This is a genomic window from Roseibium sp. MMSF_3412 (assembly GCF_030733265.1).
Classification (GTDB): domain Bacteria; phylum Pseudomonadota; class Alphaproteobacteria; order Rhizobiales; family Stappiaceae; genus Roseibium.
Genome location: NZ_JASHJI010000006.1, coordinates 26,835 through 46,063 on the forward strand (window position 1 = coordinate 26,835; position 19,229 = coordinate 46,063).

Here is a 19,229-nt window from a genome sequence, read left to right on the forward strand (position 1 = left end):
TGATGAGCAAGAGCCCGCAGATGCGGTAAAGAGCGGACGGCAACCAACAGGTGCGAAGTGTGTTGCGGGAAGCAGATGCCCTGGTAAGCGCGGCCAAGGTCATCACCAAGGTTCACAGGCACCGCGTCTAAACCGCTCACCATAGGGCAACACAAGATCCCATCGGCGACTTGTGTTCTTGCGCTACGCACGATCGGGTGGTCTCCCGCCGCTGGGTGGATCTGTAATGATGATCATCGAATCCGCGCCTGGGCAGATTTGTTCAGCGTGTTCCTGTTCGGAAAGATCCGACCAGTCTTCGTAGTCCACGGATCCGTTCGGCCGGGTGATCACCATCCGGCTCTGATCGATATCTACGTATTTGAACTTGCAGACCTTTCCCCCATTGTCCTCAAGGCTCACAATCGTTGCGTTTCCGCCCAGTATCGTAACCCATACGGGAGTTTGACTGCTGTCGCGACTTTCCGTAATGGGACCCGTGGTGTCGGACTGCAGAGTCAGAATGCCGAGAGACAAATACGCCTTGATCCCTCCCTGGAGCTGTGTACGAAACTCCTCATCCCCAATCGAAAGATCGAACGTATCTGATGCGGTTGATACGCCATCTGAGGCCGATACCTTGAGGGCAACTGGCTGGTTTTGCGAGGTGCTGGTAAAGGTGCGCGTCGCCGGATTGAAGGTCAGCCACGACGGCAACGCGGCTCCGCTCGCAAGGCTGGCAGTGTAGGTCAGCGTGTCCTGATTGGGATCCACGAACGTGTCTTCGGGTACGCTGAAGCTCCAGATCACGTCAGCGGCAACTGTCTGATCGGAGAGCATGTTGGCGACTGTCGGCGCATTCGGCGACACGACCGAAATCTTGAACACATCTTCAGCCACGCCAGTGCCGTCCGACGCCAAGACGCTGATCGAAAGAGTGCCGGTCATGTCTGCAGGCGGTGTTCCGGCAAACGTCTGGCTGTTTCCATCAAATGACAGCCACGCCGGTAACGCAGTCCCACTCGTTTGATGTGCCGAATAGGACAAAGCATCGAAATTACCGTCCATGAAAGTGGAGCCGGGGACTGTGAATTGCCAAAAAACACCCTGCACAAGCTCGTGGTCGGCGATCGGGTTAACAACCACTGGCGAGTTCCTTGCCGTTGTGTCGCGCCCATCGTTGCCGACGCCTGCAAACTGCCGCGCCGTCGAGCTTTCTTCCAGATAGGTCCGGCCGAACCCGTCGAAATAGGCGTCCGTGGTTATGTCCTCGAACCCGTTCGGATGAAGCGTGCTGGTCCGATTGTGGCTGGCTGACGGATCGCCCCAGTTGTTGTATTCAAAGGTGATGCGGCCACCGAGAGGAAGATCCGTCTGAACCTTCCGGCAGAGAGGGTCATAGCTATGCGACGTGACCGAGCCGTTTTCGTCCGTCTCGCTTAAGACAACGCTGCAGACCTTGTCCCAGGTCAGCGTTTTCTTCTGGCGGCTGTCGAACGCGTAGCGCGGATTGCGGACTTCCTCGGGGAACAGAGCGTAGGACGTGTCGTAGACATAGGTGCTGGTGTTGCCGAGCGCATCAGTCTCGCTCGACAGGTTGCCATAGGCATCATAAACAGCAACACTCTGAGCAACCTTGTCATCGGCCGCGCCCCCGGTCCACTCGGACGTTTGCGTCCGGTAACCTTCGACAGGAGGCTGCGTGGCAACTGTGTTGGCACCGTCGTAGTAATGCCAGCGTTTCCAGGCCTGGCTTTCAACAGTCCCATCACCTGAGAGAGCGTTAACGGTCTCGCTTGCCCATCGATCGACAATGTATTTGTCCGTGTTGGGATAAGACTGGCGGACAAGATCCCGTTCGCCACCGACAGCCGCGGTGTCCCCATATGATACGGTGCGGGTAACGAGGCCAAAATCATCAAATTCCCGAACCTCGCGTTTTTCACGTGCCGTTCCTTCAAAAAAATCTGTTAAGCGCGTTTCCGTATTCAGGGACCAATACGGAAGCTCGTCCATGTGCACATCGTGGGTTTCGACACGCTTGTGCAATTCGTTTCCCGAGCCGTCCTTTCGCAGAACCTGGCTGACCTTGCCGATGGACGCGAAGTCCTGCAGGTAGGTGGTCTCAACAACTGGGCGTCCGGTCTCGCCTTCATTCAGCGGTAGGGTTGCGGTAATCTTCTCGAACCCTAGGAAAAGCCACTCCTCCCAATCCCATTTTGCGCCTTCATAGGCGTAGTCCGTTACCGCTCGAACAGACCGGCCATCAAAGGTCTCGATTGACGACACGACAAACAGCTTCAGCGGCATGTCGATCTGATCGACCGGCTTGTGATATGCGTAGGTTACCGCCATCTCGGCACCAAATGGCGTTTTCACGAAATCGAGGAGATCGGGCTTTTCCGCGACCACCCTCCAGCGCTGGGGCCCGGTGCCATCAATTTCATCATTTGTGTCCAGTGCGATTTCGAGCAGGCCGTCCCAGTCTGCGTCCTGAACACCGCCGGCCGCGCCGTTGAATGTATAGGAACTGCCTGCACTTCGCTCGACCAGCGTAAATCCAGATGCAGAATTTAGGAAAACCTTGCCGTCGCGTTGACCGTCGGTATCCGGCGCGTAATTGTTTCTGTTTCCGTAATACCCCGACACAATAATGTCCGCACGGCCATCGCTGTTGACATCCAAGGGGTTTGGCTTGCTGCAGCTGTCACCGTTTACGCAGCTTCCAGGCAATTTGAAATCTGGGCCGTCAACCACGGTTTTTCCAACCACATATGAAATTCTGTAGGTGCCGCTGTTGTCGATCGCCCGCAATATGTCTTTCGTGCCGTCTCCGTTGAAATCACCCAGGGCCGTGAAGGTGTGGTACATATTCGGCAAGGCCACGCTGAACGCAGCACTTTCAAAACCTGTGGAACCGTTGGAATACCGGACCTGAAATGTGGTCTGATCCGTGTGAAAGTGATCATCGAGACCATCGCCGTTGACGTCAGCGGCCTTGAAGCCGAGCGACCTTATATTTCCCCAGCTTCTGCCCCCGTTTGACAGCACCACCTTGCTGCCGATGTCGATCGTGTCGTCCAGACCATCGCCATTGAAGTCACCAACGACATCCGGTTCGCCGCGGTTGGCGTTCGTTGTCCTTGACCAGGTACAGCTTACATAATCTCCCCCCACCTCTCGGCAGGATCTTTTGTCATAATTGTAAAAATAGGATCGAGCCAGGCTATGAGATGTCTTTAAGAAGTAAAAGTTGACGTTTTTTATTGGGCATGAATAGTGGTGAGCGTTTCCTGAATGATAGTCCGATTCCCAACTATTTACCGTTTCCCCCAATGCTTTGACTTTGCAGTAGTAGGTGGATACGTATCCATCTTGAGAACTCACATATCTTCTGGATTCATAAGCTTCAATTGTAATTGGATACAGGCTGTGATCGTCTTTGATGCTCCCGTAAGCTTTCGCCCGCAGATTGGAGCTGCAACTTCCAATGCAACCCGATCCAGAATCGAATTCATGTGACTGCCCATCCGCGACGCGGTTGGGTGCCGGAGCCGCGCCGGTATAGTGGAATGTGTGGGACGGCATTTCGGTCCCGGATGCGACGCTTCCATCGGCAGCGACCATGCTGTCGCGCCCGCGCTCGGTTACAGATGCCAGAAGAGAACGCCCGGTTGCCGGACTGGCATCAAAGTGAAGTTCATACGTTCGCAGCATCTGACCAGCCGCGCGGATTTCGACGGTCCGCAGTCTGTGCGCGCTTTTGCCGAGCATGTGACCGGCCGCGTAGGTGACAAGATCAGGCCGTGTTTCCCAGTGGAAGTTGATCTCGCCTATGTCATAGGAAATCGTCGAGATCCTGCAGTCGAGATCAGCGCCGCAGTCATAGGTATAGGTAACCGCCTGACCCTTGGTGTTTACTTTCTCGGCAAGCAGATACCGGTACTGCGTCAGCGTTTCCGTTGCAGCGTCTCCCGAAAGCGGCACGGTCTCAGGTGCGGCCCACACCTCAAGTGGCTTGTACACAAATTGCGTGCCGTCGCGCGTCGTAATCTTCCAGGTGTTGCTCTCAGGTATCTGCTTGATACGCTGATAATTCTCCACCCAGGTTGCATGGGTGCCACCTGCCCCGCAGCCGGCTCGCGTGCCCGTGCCACAGGGTACAAGTTCCTGACCATCCAGGAGCCAGACATCATTGCTGTCAAACGCTGGAACGGCTTTGCGGAAACTGGCACGTTGTATGGTTGACAACCCCGTCAGGCGCCAGCCGGCGCCGACCAGACTGGTCGGACCATAAAGTGTCGCTCTGCCCGAATTGTAAGACAGGCCCAATTGAGGCTCGAGGCCGCGTTGCTCAGGCAACTTGAAGCTGATCCGCTGGGAATAGGACCCATTGTAAACCACATCGAGCGCATCCGTGGTTGGAACGAGTTTCTGTGTCGTCGCGGTGCCCTCATAGTTCGCCCAGACATGCGCATGTGGCGACAAGGCGAACACAGCTGCAACAAGACAAACCAATCCCCTCCGCGCGCGGCCTGCGCGCGGTCCAAAGCCCAAATTCTGAGAAATCACTTAACGCCCCCGATGCGTTGAGAAACGCCCGTCTTGCGCCTTCCAATGCGCCAGCTGGGCAAGTTTAAACTTTCAGGATGAAAACGAGTGTCCTTTTCTCCATCGCTAGTCTTGACGCAACCTTAAATTGCTAAAATTGACGATGTTATGCAAAACGCGCAGTTTGATAACGGGCCGTGCGCTTTCCGCCAATGGCGAAAATCCGTTGAAGCAAATCGAAGGATATTGGATAGGTGGCGAGCGGGTCCAACACCTAATTCATTCACTTAAATCACTGAAAAATTTACGTTTCCCGGAAATTGAAGCCGGTCTCGTAGCCTTTCCAGGTTTCCCCGATTGCCGTTCCAGCTCTCACTGGGATCCGTCAACCAGGTCGGACAATTGAGCGCATAGGCGTAGTGGTTCGCACCGATGTTTGAGAATTTATGTCGAACCTGTCTGGCGGAATGACCTTTGTCGGAAACGGGGCCGTAGCTGCGGAGTCGGGACTTGTGAGGCCAGTACCGGAGTGTCTCACCCACCGGTTCCGGATCTTGTTATCGCGCAGGGTACCGAGAAGGGTCATTTGCACGCCAGAGCGCTTACCCTAACTGGCATCCTTGCCTGGATCTATCTTGCGCACATCTCCATTCGATCCGGCGCACTTGTGCGTCTTGAGAGTTTCGTCGCAGAAGACCGCGGTGTTCCGCGCGCTGCTCGTTGACCCGCGTGGCAGTTCGGGGACATCCGGGTTGCAAGTCGACAGAAGTTTTGTCCTGGTGGCAATACCAGTACGGCGACTGCAGTTTTTCTTCTACTGGCGCATTGGCAATTATCTTCCAGTCACCGCGCTCTTTTGCAGTGTCGTGGAACGTCAAAACATATTTTACTTCTTTTCCCAAAACCTCAGACGCCATAACTGGTTTGGCAGTATAATAATCATGAAACCCTGCAAATATATCACCCAAAACGCGCCCGTAAGAAAATAAGGATGTCTCCAATTCTATTTGCAAGATATCTCCTGTTTTCTTCTTTCTCGTTCACGGTCATAACTTTATTGGATGCATTCAAGACAGACATCGTTGAATGGCTGGCGTAGCCAAGCCGGACCAGCCAAAATTCCTTTCATTCCGTGCCCGGCAAAGACTTTTGGATCGTGCCCCCATCCAATTTCGCACAGAAGCTATTCTTTGAAATACCAATAGACTTCCGCGTCATCGAAGTCTTCGGCGACGGTCAGAAGCTGGCATTCGACTTTGGTGATCTCCTCTACGCTAGGGAGAATCTCGACATACAACCCAAACTCGAACTGGTCTCCGTGATCTTCAATCATACGCACCGCGTCGCTATGAATTTCAGCCTCATACCGCTCAAAAAACAACTTACTAAACAGTTGACACTGTGCTTTAGAAGAAAGCTCAACACCAAATTTGAAATCACGCCTTTGGCTTAAATCTACACCCTTTGCCGCGAAATCTGCCATTACGCTAGAATTCTCAAGTGTAATCGCTTCGATTTTCTCTGGTGTCACCATCCACCACCTCCATCTTCATTGTTGTATTTCCTGCCAGGTGAATTGATCTTGTTGTGGTTCCTTGGGTTTGCAATACCCCCGTCATTCTGGATGCGTCTGTCTTCCGCCTTGAATGCTTCTCTGTCCGACTTTGCCCTAGTCCAGTCAACTTCAGTGCGTTTTGCGTCCAGATCATTTTCGCGGCTCACTCTTCTAGCCGAATCTTCACCGCGTTTTCGCGCTCCTTTCCCGTGATATTTTGAGCCGTCAGGAAAGTGTACGGTATAGCTGCCTGTTTCTTTTTGTACTTCTTTGTCGGCGGTCTTTGCACCTTTCCCTGAACCCTTACCCGCAGAGCCTCGAGGGCCGCCGAATCCCCCTAACCCATAAACATTTAGCCTACCGCATGCGCATTCCACACCTGCTCTGTGGTACCATGGTGGGAATGTTGCGTAACGATCGCGGTCCAGATCCTTGTAAAAATCATCTTTGTCTTTGTTGGACCGCCCAGGCGCGTCGTCAGAATGAGTATCTGTGCTGCCTGATCCTCCGTGATCGAAGTCGCCAGATCCGTTGTCACCACCGCTGTAGCCAGAACCGCCCGGTCCAATCGTCCCGCCGGGGTTGTTTATCGGGTCGTGAGTGTTGACGTTCCCGCTCGGATCCTTCAGCCAGACCGGATTGTTCAGGCCATAGGCGTAGCGGTTGGTGCCCACCAACGGCATGTCCGCCGGAAACCAGTCCGGTGAGATGAACCTTGCCAGGACCGGGTCGTAGTAGCGTGCGTTGAGGTAGTTAAGGCCCGTCTCCGGGTCGTCGCGTTCGCCGATCCAGCCCTTGCTTTCGCGCGGGGTGCCGAGCGGCGGGATCTGGACGTCCGAGCGCTCGCCATAGGGGCGGAAAAAATTCTCCGAGATGACCGCGCCCGTGGCATCCGACATCAGCTTGACGGAGCTCAGGTGATCCCGGTGCATCCAGTTGATCCCGGTGCCCGCCTTGCGCACATCCGAATGAGGATGCTTGATATGCGTGCCCGCCGGGGTGATCTCCTCGTCAGCACCGAGATAAAGCGTCGTCTGACCGCCGGTGATCTTCTTCAGGCGCTTGCCGTCGGGGGCGTAAACAAAGCTGGTCGTCTGGCCGTTATAGGTGATGGAAACCGGACGATCCTCACCGTCATAGGTGATCGTGCGGCCACCGCCGGAAACAAGGTTGCCCTTCACATCGTAGGAATAGGTTTGCCCACCCGCCTGGGTGACGGCATGGGGCTGCGGATTGCTCGGATCCGGATAGGTGTACGCCCCGACCGAGGAATTGAACGTGATGTTGTCCGCCGCGTCATAGGCAAAGCTTTGCGACAGAAGACCGTCATCAAGGTTGGTGGCCGAAACCAGCCGGTCCACCGTGTCGTAGCCATAGTGCCAGTTGCCGTTGGTCCGGTTCGAGACAACCTCGGTGATCAGGCCCTTGTCGCTCCGGGTGTAGCTCTCCTCAAAGAGGCCCGTCTGACCGCTCTGCGCACTGATCGACATCAGCCATCGCCGGTTCGGATCGTAGGTCCTCGCTTCGACAATGCCGTTGCCGTAGGTGGTGGCGACCGGATCGGAGCCGGCATTATAGGAGATATGCGTGATCAGGCCCGGAATGCTCTGCAGGCGCCCCGCCCCGTCATACTGGTAGGTGCCGGTGGCGGAGGGGACTGCATCACTGTCGGCGAAGTTGCGGCGCAGAAGCTGACCATTCGGTGCATAGGTAAAGGTATGGGTGTAGGTCTGGCCGTCGACCTCCCACCGCTGTGAGACGACATTGCCGTTTTCATCATGGTCGTAGCGGATTGTTGCCGCCGCATTGCTGCGCGAGGTGAGCCGGCCGACATTGAACGCCCCTGCCCTGTCCTCGTCATAGATAAAGCTGGTGACATCGGCAGCAATCGCTGCCACGGGCTGCAGCAGAAGCGTTGCCGCGCACAAGACCGCAAGACACATACGGAGCAAACCGGTGGCACAAAACGGAGCGTTCATGGTCAGCTCGCTTGTTCAGGAGAAAGGATTGGAAAATGTGCGGAAACATGGCCAAGGCGTTTCTGCGACGCGGCGCAGGTTGCACACTCGAACGGTGGGTTCGCGCTCCGGAGCAACACGCCGGCAACAAGACAAACGTTTCCCTTCCGCGCGCAGCTAACGCACGGCCCAATGCCCAAATTTTGAGAAATCACTTACGCCCCCGATGCGATGAGAAAACCTGCTTGCGCCCGAAAGGGCGCAAACAGGCAAACTTAGAATTCCAGGATGAGAACGAGCGCCCTTTCTTTAACAGTTGTTCTTGGGCACAACCTTAGCTTGTCAAAAATCCGGAGGGTATGCAAAACGCGCAGTTTGTGCACGGACAGCCCGTTTTCTCATCGGAACGAGGTCTGTCCTCAGATGAGGTAGCTTCCTAGATGGTTGGAGCGGCATCCAGGCAACAACCCACCGGTATCGCTCACAAAAGGCTCACCTGCAGCATCGGCATCCAGAGTAGGTGCCCCGGGACTTCCCGTGGCGGGATGATCCAAAGACGGGGTACCTTACTTATAAGCCCGGACAATCCTGTGAGCAGGCCAGGTGCAATGGCTTGTCCCGCCAACCACGCCGAAACGCGCGCCGACAACAGGACCGATTGCAGTTTTGAGCGACGGAAGGAAGCTGTTGGGGACAGATCGCGAAGGCCGAAGCAGAGCGATAGTCCGAATGATCCGCTGAGTATCAGCTGATTTCGATCGTTTATGAGCTTAATTGGGATATGAGCAAAGGTGGCGGAGAGGAAGGGATTCGAACCCTCGATACCGTTCCCGGTATACTCCCTTAGCAGGGGAGCGCCTTCAGCCACTCGGCCACCTCTCCGGCTCCTTCCGTTTAGTGCTCCAAACCTTGGGAAGCAAGCGCTTTTTCAACCTCCGGGTTCTTTTTCCACGCCCCCCTATTTCGCAGCTTTCGCCCGAACGCGGGGTTGCCGCGGACCGGCATGCCGGCTCCGAGCCGCGTGATAAGTTGCCCCAGATCCAGCGACGGGAAGCGACCGCAGCGCAGACAATCCATCGACGGCTGCCAGCCCTCCGCCGTGCCTTGTCCTCTCAGACCGCTGATCCCGCTCCTTCAGAAAAGCACTGGTCGTCGGGATCGCTTCGCCTGTCGATGAAAACCGGCGCTCTCCTTGCGGCGAGGCAGATGAATGCCAGCGCGAACGTCGCCAGAAGCATCTTTGAACAGCATCATCGGGCCGGCAGGAGCGGCACAAGCAATGATACTGCAGGCGCGCCTCAATCCGGGTTCTCGCTCGTTCGCGCTCCGCCTCATCCGCTGATAGTGCTCGCACCCGTGACATAGGCTAAAAATGCTGACGCCATGCACGCAAAGGTCATCGGAAACGTCGGTTTTGACATCGCCCCCTCACCCTGGAGGTTTTGCCCGCAGATCCCACATGTCTCCCAGTTTCCTGTCCCAGGCCTCCGGCACGCAGCCGGGAAACCCACCCCCGGGATAAAGCGTCAGCTCACCGACGAAGACGCGGTCGTCACATGCGTAAAGATCGACACGGACGAAATCGGTATCAGATGCGACCTGCTCGGCAATCGAGATCATCCTGGGAAGGCTCGCCGGCAGCTCAACATGGCTGGTCGCAGGTGCACGATACCCGGTCTGCAGGTCAAGGCGAGCGCCATCGGGTGAAAAGAATGCCTCGTAGGAGACGCCCTTCCGCCGCAACCGGACGGCGATCAGGCGAACCGCACCTGAAAAGACGAAGAAGCGGTAGTCATCCGGTGCATCCGTTGCGCCTTGCAGCATTTCTTCAATGATGAGTTGCGGCTCAAACTCTCCATAGGCCCATTCCCGGTTATGGCGATGGTGCCTGGTTTCCAGCCATTTTTCCGGCAGATCGCTTTTGAGAAGCGCGTCGATATCTTGCGGCTTTTCAAGGAACACGCCCTGCCCGCTTCCATGGGTCGGCTTCACGACGACAGGCAGCCTGATCGCCGCCCAGTCGACCTCGGAAAGATCGCGTCCGAGCCAGAGCGTCCTGATTGCGCAGTCTTCCCCGACCCGGTCGGAAACGAACTTCTTCACCGCGTGCTTGTCGACCATGACGGGAAAGAGTGGATTGCGATCGTACAGTTTTCGGACCTGCATCTTGTCGGTGAAGGTCTTTGGAACGTCGAGATTCGGAAACCGGCCGCTGATCGTGAAAAACTTGAGGGAAATGAAACTGCGGTCCGGCAGGACCTGGAGCAACCGCCAGATGACGTGCTTCAGCCGTTGCCTGAACCCGGTTGGATCGCCATTCGCGAGCACGATGCTCCGCATGTTTTACCCCGTCGCCTGCACTTCACTTCCCTGAAAAACAGGGGTGCGCCGCTCAATGATGAAGAGACGGAGCGCCTGAGTGGACAGGTGTCAGGCACCCGGCCAAGGTTACCGCCGAGCAAGAACGCGGCAAGGCCAGAATCATAAGCACAACCAGGCGCCGCAGTTAGACAACCAGCGCAGAAAAATCCGGCCTGGTCCAAGCGAACGGATCACGTCTCCTTTAAAGAAGTCCAGGCGTTTGCCTCAACGAAAACCAGAACGTTCCGGCGCGCCCGGAAGTTTGCCCGACTGGCCATATGGTTCCCCCGGGAGCGGAACGGCGAGCAGTCCCGCGAACCCGGGTTTCGTTGCCGCGGCAAAGAGCGGCATCCGGCAATTTTCAGTCGCCCGTGTACCTTTGCAGCGCCGGACCGCGGTATTTTTCGGTCAGGTCTTCGGGCACTTCCGATCCGTCGACCAGGAAGGGCAGAATGCCCCTGCGCAGCGAGCGCCCGCGCATCCCCCTGATGTCGTCGTCGGAGCGCGTCACCCGTTGTGCGCAGCGCCTGCCCCATTCGGCAAGGGCTGCATAAAGCCGTTCAATTTCGCCCTTGTGCGCCGTGCCTTTTGCCAGATCGTGGAATTCCTCCGGATCTTCCTTGAGGTCAAAAAGCATGGGGCGGAACCCGCCTTCGGCATGCATCAGCTTGTAGCGACCGTCAAAGACCATGAATAGGCGGCAGTCCTTGGGGTCGAGCCCCAATTTGACGGCCTGGGGTGTCGGTGAATAGTCGAACTCGGAAATCGCGTAGTCGCGCCACGCTGGCGTCTCTCCCTGAAGCCAGGGCAAGAGCGAGCGGCCCTCCAGGATGTTATCGGCGACGGTGCCGCCGGCCGCCTCGACGAATGTCGGTGCGAGATCGATGGATTCCACGAGCGCATCGCAGGTCGTGCCCCGGGTGCTGTCAGCCTCAGCGCGCGGGTCATAGACAATCATCGGGATCTTGACCGACGGGTCGTGAAAGAGATCCTTTTCGCCGAGCCAGTGATCGCCCAGATAGTCGCCATGATCGGACGTCAGCACGATCATGGTGTCTTTCAACCGGTCTGTTTCTTCAAGGTAGCGCAGCAGAACCCCGAGTTGATCGTCGCATTGCCTGATCAGGCCCATATAGGCGGGAATGACCTTCTGGCGAACCTCGTCCCGCTGAAAGGCGGCCGCGATCCTGTTTTCCATATAGGCGGCAAAAACCGGGTGGGCATCCTCGCGTTCCACCTCGTGGCGGCAGGCCGCCGGGACGTGGTTCTGAGAGAACATGTCGTGGTAGGGCGCAGGAACAATGTAGGGCCAATGCGGCTTGATATAGCTGACATGGGCACACCAGGGCGCTGTCTGCTCCTCGATGAAATCGATGGTGCGGGCGGTCAGCCAGGGCGTTTCGCTGTCCTTTTCAGAAATGTTCGCGGGCTTGTCGGCGTTGTCGAACATCCAGCCGGAGGCAATGCCCCCCTCGTCATCAATCCCGGCATTGGCAAAATCCGCCCAGGGATTTTCACCCGCATATCCTCTGGATTTCAGATACTCGTTATAGGGTGAGCGCTTCTCGTCGTAATATCCATCCGGGCCATAGCCCCACAGGCCGTCGTCGCGGATCCAGACATCGAAGCCGCATTCGGCCTGGCGCGCACCGATCATGCTGTCGGGCGACAGGCCGAGCCGTTTCATGCCGTCCTTGTCGGCCTTCATGTGGGTCTTGCCGATCAGCCAGCAGTCCATGCCCGCCGCGCGCAGGTGATCTCCCATCGTCAGTTCGCCGACACGCAGGGGAAAACCGTTCCAGGCCGCGCCATGGGAAGAAACGTAGCGGCCGGTGTAGAAGCTCATCCGGCTCGCCCCGCAAATGGGCGACTGCACATAGGCATTGGTGAAGCGGACACCCATCCGGGCGACGCGGTCGAAATTCGGTGTTTTCAGGTGCGGATGACCGGCGCAACCGAGATAGTCAAATCGCAGCTGGTCATACATGATGAAAAGAATATTCAAGTGCGGATTTCTCTGTGTGATTGCCGGCCCACAAAGCCGGCTTCCTCCCGTGGGCGACGCCCGATTGCGAGCGAAGTATTACCCTACTTTTTGCGCCTGTCTAATTCTTGCGCCACCCGGCGCACGCGTCTGTCCGGCAGAAAGTGTTGAGACAAAGGGTCCTCATCGGGGCATCGGGCATTTCCTGCACATAACTTGTTTCAATCCCGATTTTCGACACTTTGATCAGGCCATCTGCCAGCTTGAGTTGCAGCCAGGCAAAAGAACACTGCGCGATGGGCGTCGTCGAATATCAGGGCATACACCGGCTGGTGGCGGAGCGGTTTTCCTGGATCGCCGCCATCTGGGTTCACATTCTGCTTTTTGCTCTTCTTATGGGGGCAGACTTTGCGGAACAGCCCGGCACACCTGTGTCCGTCCCCCTCGCGGTCGAGATTCTTCCCTCGCGGGACTTTTCGCGCGCACCCGTGTCCGCGCCCTTGCCGCAACCGGACACCGCAGAAACTGCCTCCATTGAACCGGGCGTTTTGCCCGAAGCCAGGCCAACGCCCTCGGGCAAGACCCCTCCCCGGCCCGAAGCGGACTGGAGGCAGGCGACGTCCTTCTACGCCGGCGCGGTGCTCAGCGATCCACGTTCTGCACAGGCGCGTCTGGCGCTGGCAACATTGGTGAGCGGTGACCGGCGTGAACAACTCTGTGCGCTCGAAGCCATGGAGCAGGTCAGGCACGCAGAACCGCTTTTCCGTCCGACGCGGCTGGCGCCCCATGCCTTCCGGAACTCCGTTTACAGGGAAAATGAAATCGTGGCCGCCGCGGCGGCAATCAGGAGCGGCAGGGTCTGGTATGAAATTGCCTACAGCTGCCGGCTATCGCCAGATGGCAGCACCATCGTCGGGTTTGAATTCGCACTTGGCGAGGCGATAGACCGCGCGCTCTGGGACGAGCACGGTCTTGCGCCTGTTCACTGAGTGAGGAAAGTGCATGGGTCAGCGACAAACAAAAACGCGGCAGAAAGTTTCTCTGCCGCGTCAGATAAAAATCAAAGGTTCAGGTGCCGTTTGGCCGGCAGCCTTTCGCCTGATCAATGCATTGACAGCCATTCACGCGCGGAGCGCTGTGCTTCGGCGATCTGAGACGGGCTCATTTCACCGGAGATCTCCTTGCGGTACTGAACGGCGTCCTTGTTGCCTTTCAGCGCTGCGATGTTGAACCACTTGTGCGCCGTGACAAGATCGGTTTCGCCGTTGCGGCCGCATGCACTGTCCAGACCCATCTGGAAAAGAATGTCGGCAGTTACGGGCTTTTCACCCATGGCGGCCATATCAGCCGAATGCATTTCAAAACGAGCCATGATGCTCCCCTTTTCGTCCTCTGTTCAGACTTCCCCGAAACGCAAGTATTTGCGAATTTTTCCCCGGCGTTTCTTGAGGTCTACTTCAGCAGGAGCAGTTAAATGGCTCGTAAAAAAACAGGTTTAACGCAAACAGAACAAAAGTTTAAACAAGTCTGAAATTTACCCGCCGGTAATCATGCACAGCCGATTCCGTGTTGTTTTTCAACGAATTTACCCCCGAATTTCAGAAGTCGCATAAACCCTCTGTTCACCACGCTTCGAGTTTGGCTATTTTTAATCCGCTCGAAGCGTCAACCGTCATCGGAGGAACCCGGGATTTCATGTCAGAGCCGACAATCGTCTTTCTTCACGGCACCAACGCCTCGCCCTGGACCATGGCGCCCTTTCGCGGTTTCTTTGAGGAAAAGGGTCTTACCTGCCATTCGCCGACATACCGCCACCACGATCTGCCGGACGGAGAAGAGCGCACCGAGGCGCTTCGGGGTGCCAGCATTGCCGACTATGTCGCGGACATCACCGCGTTTCTCGAAACGCTGGATACGAAGCCCGTGGTCATCGGCCACTCGCTTGGCGGGCTGATCGCGCAGTTGCTTGCCGCGCGCGGGCTGATCGCGGCCGGCGTCCTGATCAACAGCAGCATCATCAACGGAACGGTGCCGACCACCGAAATGGAACGGGCCCTGGGCAAGATGTTCATGAGCGTCGGGCCGTTCTGGAACGAGGTTCCGGGACAGGATTTCGAGCTGCTGGCAACCTATGGCCTCAACACGATGCCGGTTGAACAGCAGCATGAGATCTGCGACCGCCTCAATACCGAGTCCGGCCAGGTGCTGTTCGAGCTGTTCTTCTGGATGTATGACGTCAAACAGACCACAAGGATCGATTTCGATCGCGCCAACACCCCTTTGCTGTTTCTGTCCGGGTCGGAAGACAAGGTCGTTCCTCCCACCACCGCGAAAACAATGGCGGACAGATACGGCCCGTTGGCAACATTCATCGAGATACCCGGCCGGTGTCATTATATGCAGCTGGAGAAAGATCACGATGCGCTGGCCCGGCGCTGCCTCGACTGGATCCGCACCTTGTAAGACGTGGTTTGTGCAACGCCCTGCGCAATCGGGGCCCGCCGCGGCTTGAAAAAAGTTGCCAACATGACCTTGGGTGACGGGTTTTCAAGCAGAATCTTCGTGTCTAGTTTACGTTTTCGTAAACGGAAGTCATGGCACGGGGAGGAACGATGCTGAAATCCACTTTGACGATGATGCTGTGCGCTGCGGGGATTTTCTCGATGAGCGCAACGGTCTCACTGGCCGAAGATGCCAAGGGGGACTGGGTCAGGCCCAACGGGGCATCCAAGATCCGGATCAGTACGTGCGGGAATGCACTTTGCGGCAAACTGATCTGGCTGAAAACGCCCAGGAACGATACGGCCAACCCAGATGCTTCCAAGCGCAGCCGTCCGCTTGTCGGGGTTCAGATCGTACAATCCATGAAGCCGACCAAGCAGGCCAATCAGTGGAAGGGCAAGGTCTATAATGCCGAAGACGGCAAGACCTATACGGGCTTCATTGAATTGACATCGGCAAACAAGCTGAAGCTTGAAGGCTGTGTGATGGGCGGCCTTATCTGCAAGGGCGAAACCTGGACCCGAAGCAACTAGGCCATTCGCAAACGCCTGAAAACATTGCCGGATCCCCGCGATCTGGCGGCCCCGCCATGTTCTTGTTGCGAATGTGTGGCGCATCGGAGCAAGCGGTGTGGCGGGGCTGGAACTGCGCCAGAGCACTTTGCCACCGACGCGCGGGAAACCGTCAGATCATCATCTTCTTGTAGCCGAGATGGCTCTGGTCATAGCCGAGCCGGCGGTAAAAGTGATGAGATCCTTCGCGCTCGCGGTTGGACGTGAGCTGGACCATACAGACGTTTTGTGCCCGTGCCAGATCTTCTGCATGATCCATCATCAGGCGGCCAACGCCCTTGCCGCGCTGGTCCGAACGCACGTGCACCGATTCAAGCTCTGCCCTGGGGCGCCCCCGGAAAGCAAGACCTTTCAGGAAGTGGATCTGATAGGTGCCGACCACCTCGCCGGCACCATTCAGGGCGACATAGATATCAACCTCGGGAGCCGCGACGAGCGCTTCAAATGTCGGCCGGTAATCGTTCCAGTCGTCGAATTCCTTGTCTTTGCGGACGTTTGTCGCACCGGCATTGATGATGGCGACGATGGCTTGCAGGTGGCTGAGATCTGCCTTTTCGATTCTGATTTCGGTGTTCACTTTTTTGGTATCTCCGATGAAACCCCAACGATGGCCGGCCAGCAATGCGCGTGTCCGTGTACTGCGTTGCCGATCAGGTAAAATTTGAATCAAACTGTCCCTAGTGGATGTACCAAGATTTAAAACCGCGTCCATAGCATTCAGCACGAACAAGCCGGCTTGCAGGGCACAAGGACCGGCCATGGAGATATTGCAAGAGGTATGACCTGGCATGTTTGACTTGGGCGGTTGGGCGATGTCTGTCGGAAGCGGTGTGGTCAGTGTCGCCTCCGTTTGGGGCCTGTCCGCGGTCGCGCGCCCGGACGGAAGCACCAAAGGCCATGTCTGCTATCTGACCTACAGCCGTCCATGCAAGTGGATTGCAGCGGCGCTGGTTCCCCTTTCCGTGCTTGTCGTGCTTGCCATGGCGCACGCCCCTGCGAGGCACATTGCGCTCGCTTTCGTCGTCACCGCTGCCTTCCTCGCGCTGACACTCTTTGTCGTCTACCAGGTCTTTTTTGTTCGCTTCGGCTATGACAGGAACGCGATCTACTTCGACAGTCCGTTTCTGCGGAACATGAAAACAAGCTGGAACGAGCTGGAATATGTCGGCCATTCCAATGCGCTCCAGATCAACTTTCTGGAAGTTTCCGGCATTGGCCGCATCTGGTGTTCCAGTTTCCAGAATGGACACAGGGATTTAGCGCGGTTTCTGGAAACGAAGGCCGAACTGCTCCTCACCAAAGAACACTGACACCGTACGTCACCGGCAGAGCGCTTCTTGCGGATCGAGTTCCGCAACACCCCACCACGTCGTCCGCCAGCCTTCCTCTTTCCAAAGGTGCGGCCAGGAACCGGTCAGGTATGTCGCCGAAACAGGCGTGCCGGGACTTGCGAAGGCAACGTCGGCGAAACGCTGCCCTGCGGGTGTATCCGGTTGATCGTCGCCCTCCTCCCAGACAAAGAAGCACTTGTCTCGCGGCGGAACGCGTGCGGGGATGGCCTTGGTGACGATACGGGCACCGGGAAAGAGAGCGCGCAGATTTCCGCCCGTATAGCCATCGACCGCGACAAGCGTCGCAGTCTCTGCCCCGAGCTCAGCCAGCGGTTGCCGAATATCAGCATAGGGTTTCATGTGGCGGCACTTGCCGCCGCACCAGAACCTGTCGGGCGCAACAAGACCGGGAACGCGCGCGAAAAAGACGACGGCAACGGTCGCGGCAACTAGGGCTGCCAGCCAGCGCCATTGCCTGTGAAATCCGAACCGTTCCAGATCCGCGAACAGGTAGACCGGCAGCAGAAGCATCAGGGGATGCATGTGCCGCTCCTTGACATAGGTTGCCCCGGTGACCGCAATCATGACCGCGGTGAGCAGGATCATGGCGACAACGGTGCGTCCGCACAGACGCGCGACATCATTCACTGCCGGCACCTCCGCCTCTGTTCTTCCCAGGTATCGCGGCCAGAAGAGCAGCAGCAGAACGGGGACCAGCAATACGGAAAAGCCGACGAGACCGAAGGCGAGCTTGCCGAGGCCTTCCGCCGCTCTTGCCACATGCGACGTCTCGGACGCGACGCCCATCGTTTGGGAAACCGAAGCGAAGAGCTGCAGGCCTTCGGTCAGGATCCAGAACCCGTAGGGGCTGTAGACAACGGCCGCTGCCACGGGCACGAGCACCAGGCCGGAGAGGCGTATCCGTGGACGCCAGCTGCTGTCGCTGAGAGCTGCCAGGAGAAGGGCCACGGCAAAGATCGGGTAAGAATGCTTGCCGATGAGCCCTGCCCCGGCGGCAGCGCCGAACAGCAGGTAGAATGACAGGCGGCCGGTCTCCAGTGCCCGGACGAAGAAAAAAGCGCTGGCCGCACAGGCCGTGGTCAGAACAACCGTATGCGTGACACCTTCATGCAGGTTCCAGCCGAACTGGTAATAGAGCGAATAGGAAAAGGCGCAAAGAGCAGCCAGACGCGGCGAACGTATTCCCTCGCGCGCGATCAGAAACAGAAACAGCGCCGCGACCGAGATCAGACTGTACTTGACGAAAAGCGCGGCCCAGATGGTCGGACCGAACACCTGCTGCGCAGACCACAAAAGCCACTCGTAAAGCGGTGGCTGGCGCAGCATGTAGCCCGGTTCAAGCGTCTGAACGAGGACATTTTCGAACATGTCGTCGGTGCCGAGAACCGGCGTCGACACAGCCCTGAGAAGGAGATGCAGCGCGCCCCACAAGGCGACAATGCCCCAGACCCCGAGAGGGGTCGCATAGAAGGGCGTTTCAGGTTCGCGGTGAGAAGACTGCAATGCATTCATGGCAAGCGGGATACATGATTTCCGATTGCCTGTAACCCTTCAAACGGATCTGAACGTTGGAGAGCGCAATCGCGACTGCGCCCTCCCTTGTTTTCTGTTTGCGTCAGAGCGCCGGCAGCGGCGGCAACGGCGTTTTGAGCCACTTTTTGGAAAGCTCATCCAGCTTGCCGTTGAGCTTCTTGTGCAGAACGAACACGTTCACCCATTGCAGGAGATCGATGTTGCCGGTCTTCACGCCAATATAGGACGGGGAATTGGCAATGATGAACTTGGTCTGGAGATTGAAATCCGGGTTGTCATTCGCGATGCCGAGCGCAACCATGTTGCCTGTCACAATGACGTCGGCCTGGCCTGACACGTAGGCGGCGATGGTCGCGGCGTTGTCCCCGAAACGGATGATTTCAGCCCCTTCCGGCGCATCTTCCGTGATCGCCAGATCTTCCAGCGTACCGCCGGTGACGGCGATCTTCTTGCCGGCAAAGTCGGCGATCGATGCAACAGAGACATCAGGCTTGGCGAAGGCGCCGGAGAAGAACGGTGCGTAGGCGTGCGAGAACCAGATGGACTTCGCCCGTTCCGGATTGGCGCCGAGCGTCGAGATCACCAGATCGACCCGGTCGGTTTCCAGAAACGGAATTCTCTGTTTGGAAGTCACCGGAACCAGTTCAAGTTCAACACCCAGATCTTCGGCGATCATCTTGGCGACGTCGATGTCATAGCCCTCATATTCACCGTCTGCACCGAGCGAACCGAACGGCGGGAAATTCTCGGGCGTTGCGATCTTGATCGTTCCGGACTGCAAAATGTCCTTCAGTTCAGCCGTTGCCGGGCTCGAAAACACCAGAGCAGCCGACAGCAGGGCTCCTCCAAGACCAGTCAGTTTCTTCCACATTTCGCGACCCT

General features: G+C 57.2%; 14 protein-coding genes, 1 tRNA gene and 1 pseudogene. 4 read left to right on the forward strand and 12 right to left on the reverse strand.

Annotated features, from left to right (window positions below):
- Positions 1–183: 183 nt before the first annotated feature.
- From RBB49_RS12515 to RBB49_RS12540, 8 genes and pseudogenes are all read right to left on the reverse strand, one after another.
- A complete protein-coding gene (locus RBB49_RS12515) occupies positions 184–3,753 on the reverse strand; it encodes a putative Ig domain-containing protein (RefSeq protein ID WP_306143144.1) in 3,570 nt (1,189 codons plus the stop codon).
- Positions 3,754–4,149: 396 nt separating this feature from the next.
- A pseudogene (locus RBB49_RS28405) lies at positions 4,150–4,551 on the reverse strand (SpvB/TcaC N-terminal domain-containing protein); the annotation flags it as partial.
- 581 nt (positions 4,552–5,132) lie between these two features.
- Positions 5,133–5,546 (reverse strand): hypothetical protein, encoded by a 414-nt coding sequence (locus RBB49_RS28410; RefSeq protein WP_369293625.1) that lies wholly within the window; start codon positions 5,544–5,546, stop codon positions 5,133–5,135.
- 167 nt (positions 5,547–5,713) lie between these two features.
- Positions 5,714–6,064 (reverse strand): ribonuclease E inhibitor RraB, encoded by a 351-nt coding sequence (locus RBB49_RS12520; protein ID WP_306143145.1) that lies wholly within the window; start codon positions 6,062–6,064, stop codon positions 5,714–5,716.
- Entirely contained in the window at positions 6,058–8,064 is a 2,007-nt protein-coding gene (locus RBB49_RS12525; RefSeq protein WP_306143146.1) for an RHS repeat domain-containing protein, read from the reverse strand. Before RBB49_RS12525 ends, RBB49_RS12520 begins: the two co-directional genes overlap by 7 nt.
- A gap of 771 nt (positions 8,065–8,835) precedes the next feature.
- Positions 8,836–8,925 (reverse strand) — tRNA-Ser (locus tag RBB49_RS12530).
- A 546-nt stretch (positions 8,926–9,471) separates the two neighbouring features.
- Positions 9,472–10,383, reverse strand: a complete 912-nt coding sequence (locus RBB49_RS12535) for an ATP-grasp fold amidoligase family protein (RefSeq protein ID WP_306143147.1) — start codon at positions 10,381–10,383, stop codon at positions 9,472–9,474.
- Positions 10,384–10,765: 382 nt separating this feature from the next.
- A complete protein-coding gene (locus tag RBB49_RS12540; protein WP_306143148.1) occupies positions 10,766–12,409 on the reverse strand; it encodes a sulfatase-like hydrolase/transferase in 1,644 nt (547 codons plus the stop codon).
- A gap of 275 nt (positions 12,410–12,684) precedes the next feature.
- Here RBB49_RS12540 and RBB49_RS12545 point away from each other — a divergent pair, with 275 nt between their 5' ends.
- Positions 12,685–13,377 (forward strand): DUF930 domain-containing protein, encoded by a 693-nt coding sequence (locus RBB49_RS12545; protein WP_306143149.1) that lies wholly within the window; start codon positions 12,685–12,687, stop codon positions 13,375–13,377.
- A 113-nt stretch (positions 13,378–13,490) separates the two neighbouring features.
- On the opposite strand, the gene RBB49_RS12550 is transcribed toward RBB49_RS12545, so the two are convergent.
- Positions 13,491–13,760, reverse strand: coding sequence for a hypothetical protein (locus RBB49_RS12550; protein WP_306143150.1), 270 nt, complete (start codon positions 13,758–13,760; stop codon positions 13,491–13,493).
- Between the two features lie 323 nt (positions 13,761–14,083).
- Here RBB49_RS12550 and RBB49_RS12555 point away from each other — a divergent pair, with 323 nt between their 5' ends.
- Together RBB49_RS12555 and RBB49_RS12560 are read left to right on the forward strand one after the other, a co-directional pair.
- On the forward strand, positions 14,084–14,851 hold the full coding sequence (locus tag RBB49_RS12555; RefSeq protein ID WP_306143151.1) for a carboxylesterase: 768 nt from the start codon (positions 14,084–14,086) through the stop codon (positions 14,849–14,851).
- Positions 14,852–15,000: 149 nt separating this feature from the next.
- Positions 15,001–15,423, forward strand: coding sequence for a DUF2147 domain-containing protein (locus RBB49_RS12560; RefSeq protein ID WP_306143152.1), 423 nt, complete (start codon positions 15,001–15,003; stop codon positions 15,421–15,423).
- A 151-nt stretch (positions 15,424–15,574) separates the two neighbouring features.
- Here the strand turns inward: RBB49_RS12560 and RBB49_RS12565 are convergent, their stop codons facing one another.
- On the reverse strand, positions 15,575–16,039 hold the full coding sequence (locus tag RBB49_RS12565) for a GNAT family N-acetyltransferase (protein WP_306143153.1): 465 nt from the start codon (positions 16,037–16,039) through the stop codon (positions 15,575–15,577).
- A 211-nt stretch (positions 16,040–16,250) separates the two neighbouring features.
- Between RBB49_RS12565 and RBB49_RS12570 the strand changes: the two genes are divergently transcribed.
- Positions 16,251–16,772 (forward strand): hypothetical protein, encoded by a 522-nt coding sequence (locus RBB49_RS12570; protein ID WP_306143154.1) that lies wholly within the window; start codon positions 16,251–16,253, stop codon positions 16,770–16,772.
- A gap of 9 nt (positions 16,773–16,781) precedes the next feature.
- Here the strand turns inward: RBB49_RS12570 and RBB49_RS12575 are convergent, their stop codons facing one another.
- Together RBB49_RS12575 and RBB49_RS12580 are read right to left on the reverse strand one after the other, a co-directional pair.
- Entirely contained in the window at positions 16,782–18,326 is a 1,545-nt protein-coding gene (locus RBB49_RS12575) for a glycosyltransferase family 39 protein (protein ID WP_306143155.1), read from the reverse strand.
- A gap of 103 nt (positions 18,327–18,429) precedes the next feature.
- A complete protein-coding gene (locus RBB49_RS12580) occupies positions 18,430–19,218 on the reverse strand; it encodes a transporter substrate-binding domain-containing protein (protein WP_306143156.1) in 789 nt (262 codons plus the stop codon).
- Between the last annotated feature and the right edge of the window lie 11 nt (positions 19,219–19,229).

Excerpts from the sequence above, each read along its gene's own strand:
- RBB49_RS12515 (WP_306143144.1), bottom strand. The coding sequence starts at position 3,753 with ATGCTCGGCAAAAGCGCGCACAGACTGCGGACCGTCGAAATCCGCGCG.
- RBB49_RS12520 (WP_306143145.1), bottom strand. The coding sequence starts at position 6,064 with ATGGTGACACCAGAGAAAATCGAAGCGATTACACTTGAGAATTCTAGC.
- RBB49_RS12525 (WP_306143146.1), bottom strand. The coding sequence starts at position 8,064 with ATGAACGCTCCGTTTTGTGCCACCGGTTTGCTCCGTATGTGTCTTGCG.
- RBB49_RS12535 (WP_306143147.1), bottom strand. The coding sequence starts at position 10,383 with ATGCGGAGCATCGTGCTCGCGAATGGCGATCCAACCGGGTTCAGGCAA.
- RBB49_RS12545 (WP_306143149.1), top strand. The coding sequence starts at position 12,685 with ATGGGCGTCGTCGAATATCAGGGCATACACCGGCTGGTGGCGGAGCGG.
- RBB49_RS12550 (WP_306143150.1), bottom strand. The coding sequence starts at position 13,760 with ATGGCTCGTTTTGAAATGCATTCGGCTGATATGGCCGCCATGGGTGAA.
- RBB49_RS12555 (WP_306143151.1), top strand. The coding sequence starts at position 14,084 with ATGTCAGAGCCGACAATCGTCTTTCTTCACGGCACCAACGCCTCGCCC.
- RBB49_RS12560 (WP_306143152.1), top strand. The coding sequence starts at position 15,001 with ATGCTGAAATCCACTTTGACGATGATGCTGTGCGCTGCGGGGATTTTC.
- RBB49_RS12570 (WP_306143154.1), top strand. The coding sequence starts at position 16,251 with ATGTTTGACTTGGGCGGTTGGGCGATGTCTGTCGGAAGCGGTGTGGTC.
- RBB49_RS12575 (WP_306143155.1), bottom strand. The coding sequence starts at position 18,326 with ATGAATGCATTGCAGTCTTCTCACCGCGAACCTGAAACGCCCTTCTAT.
- RBB49_RS12580 (WP_306143156.1), bottom strand. The coding sequence starts at position 19,218 with ATGTGGAAGAAACTGACTGGTCTTGGAGGAGCCCTGCTGTCGGCTGCT.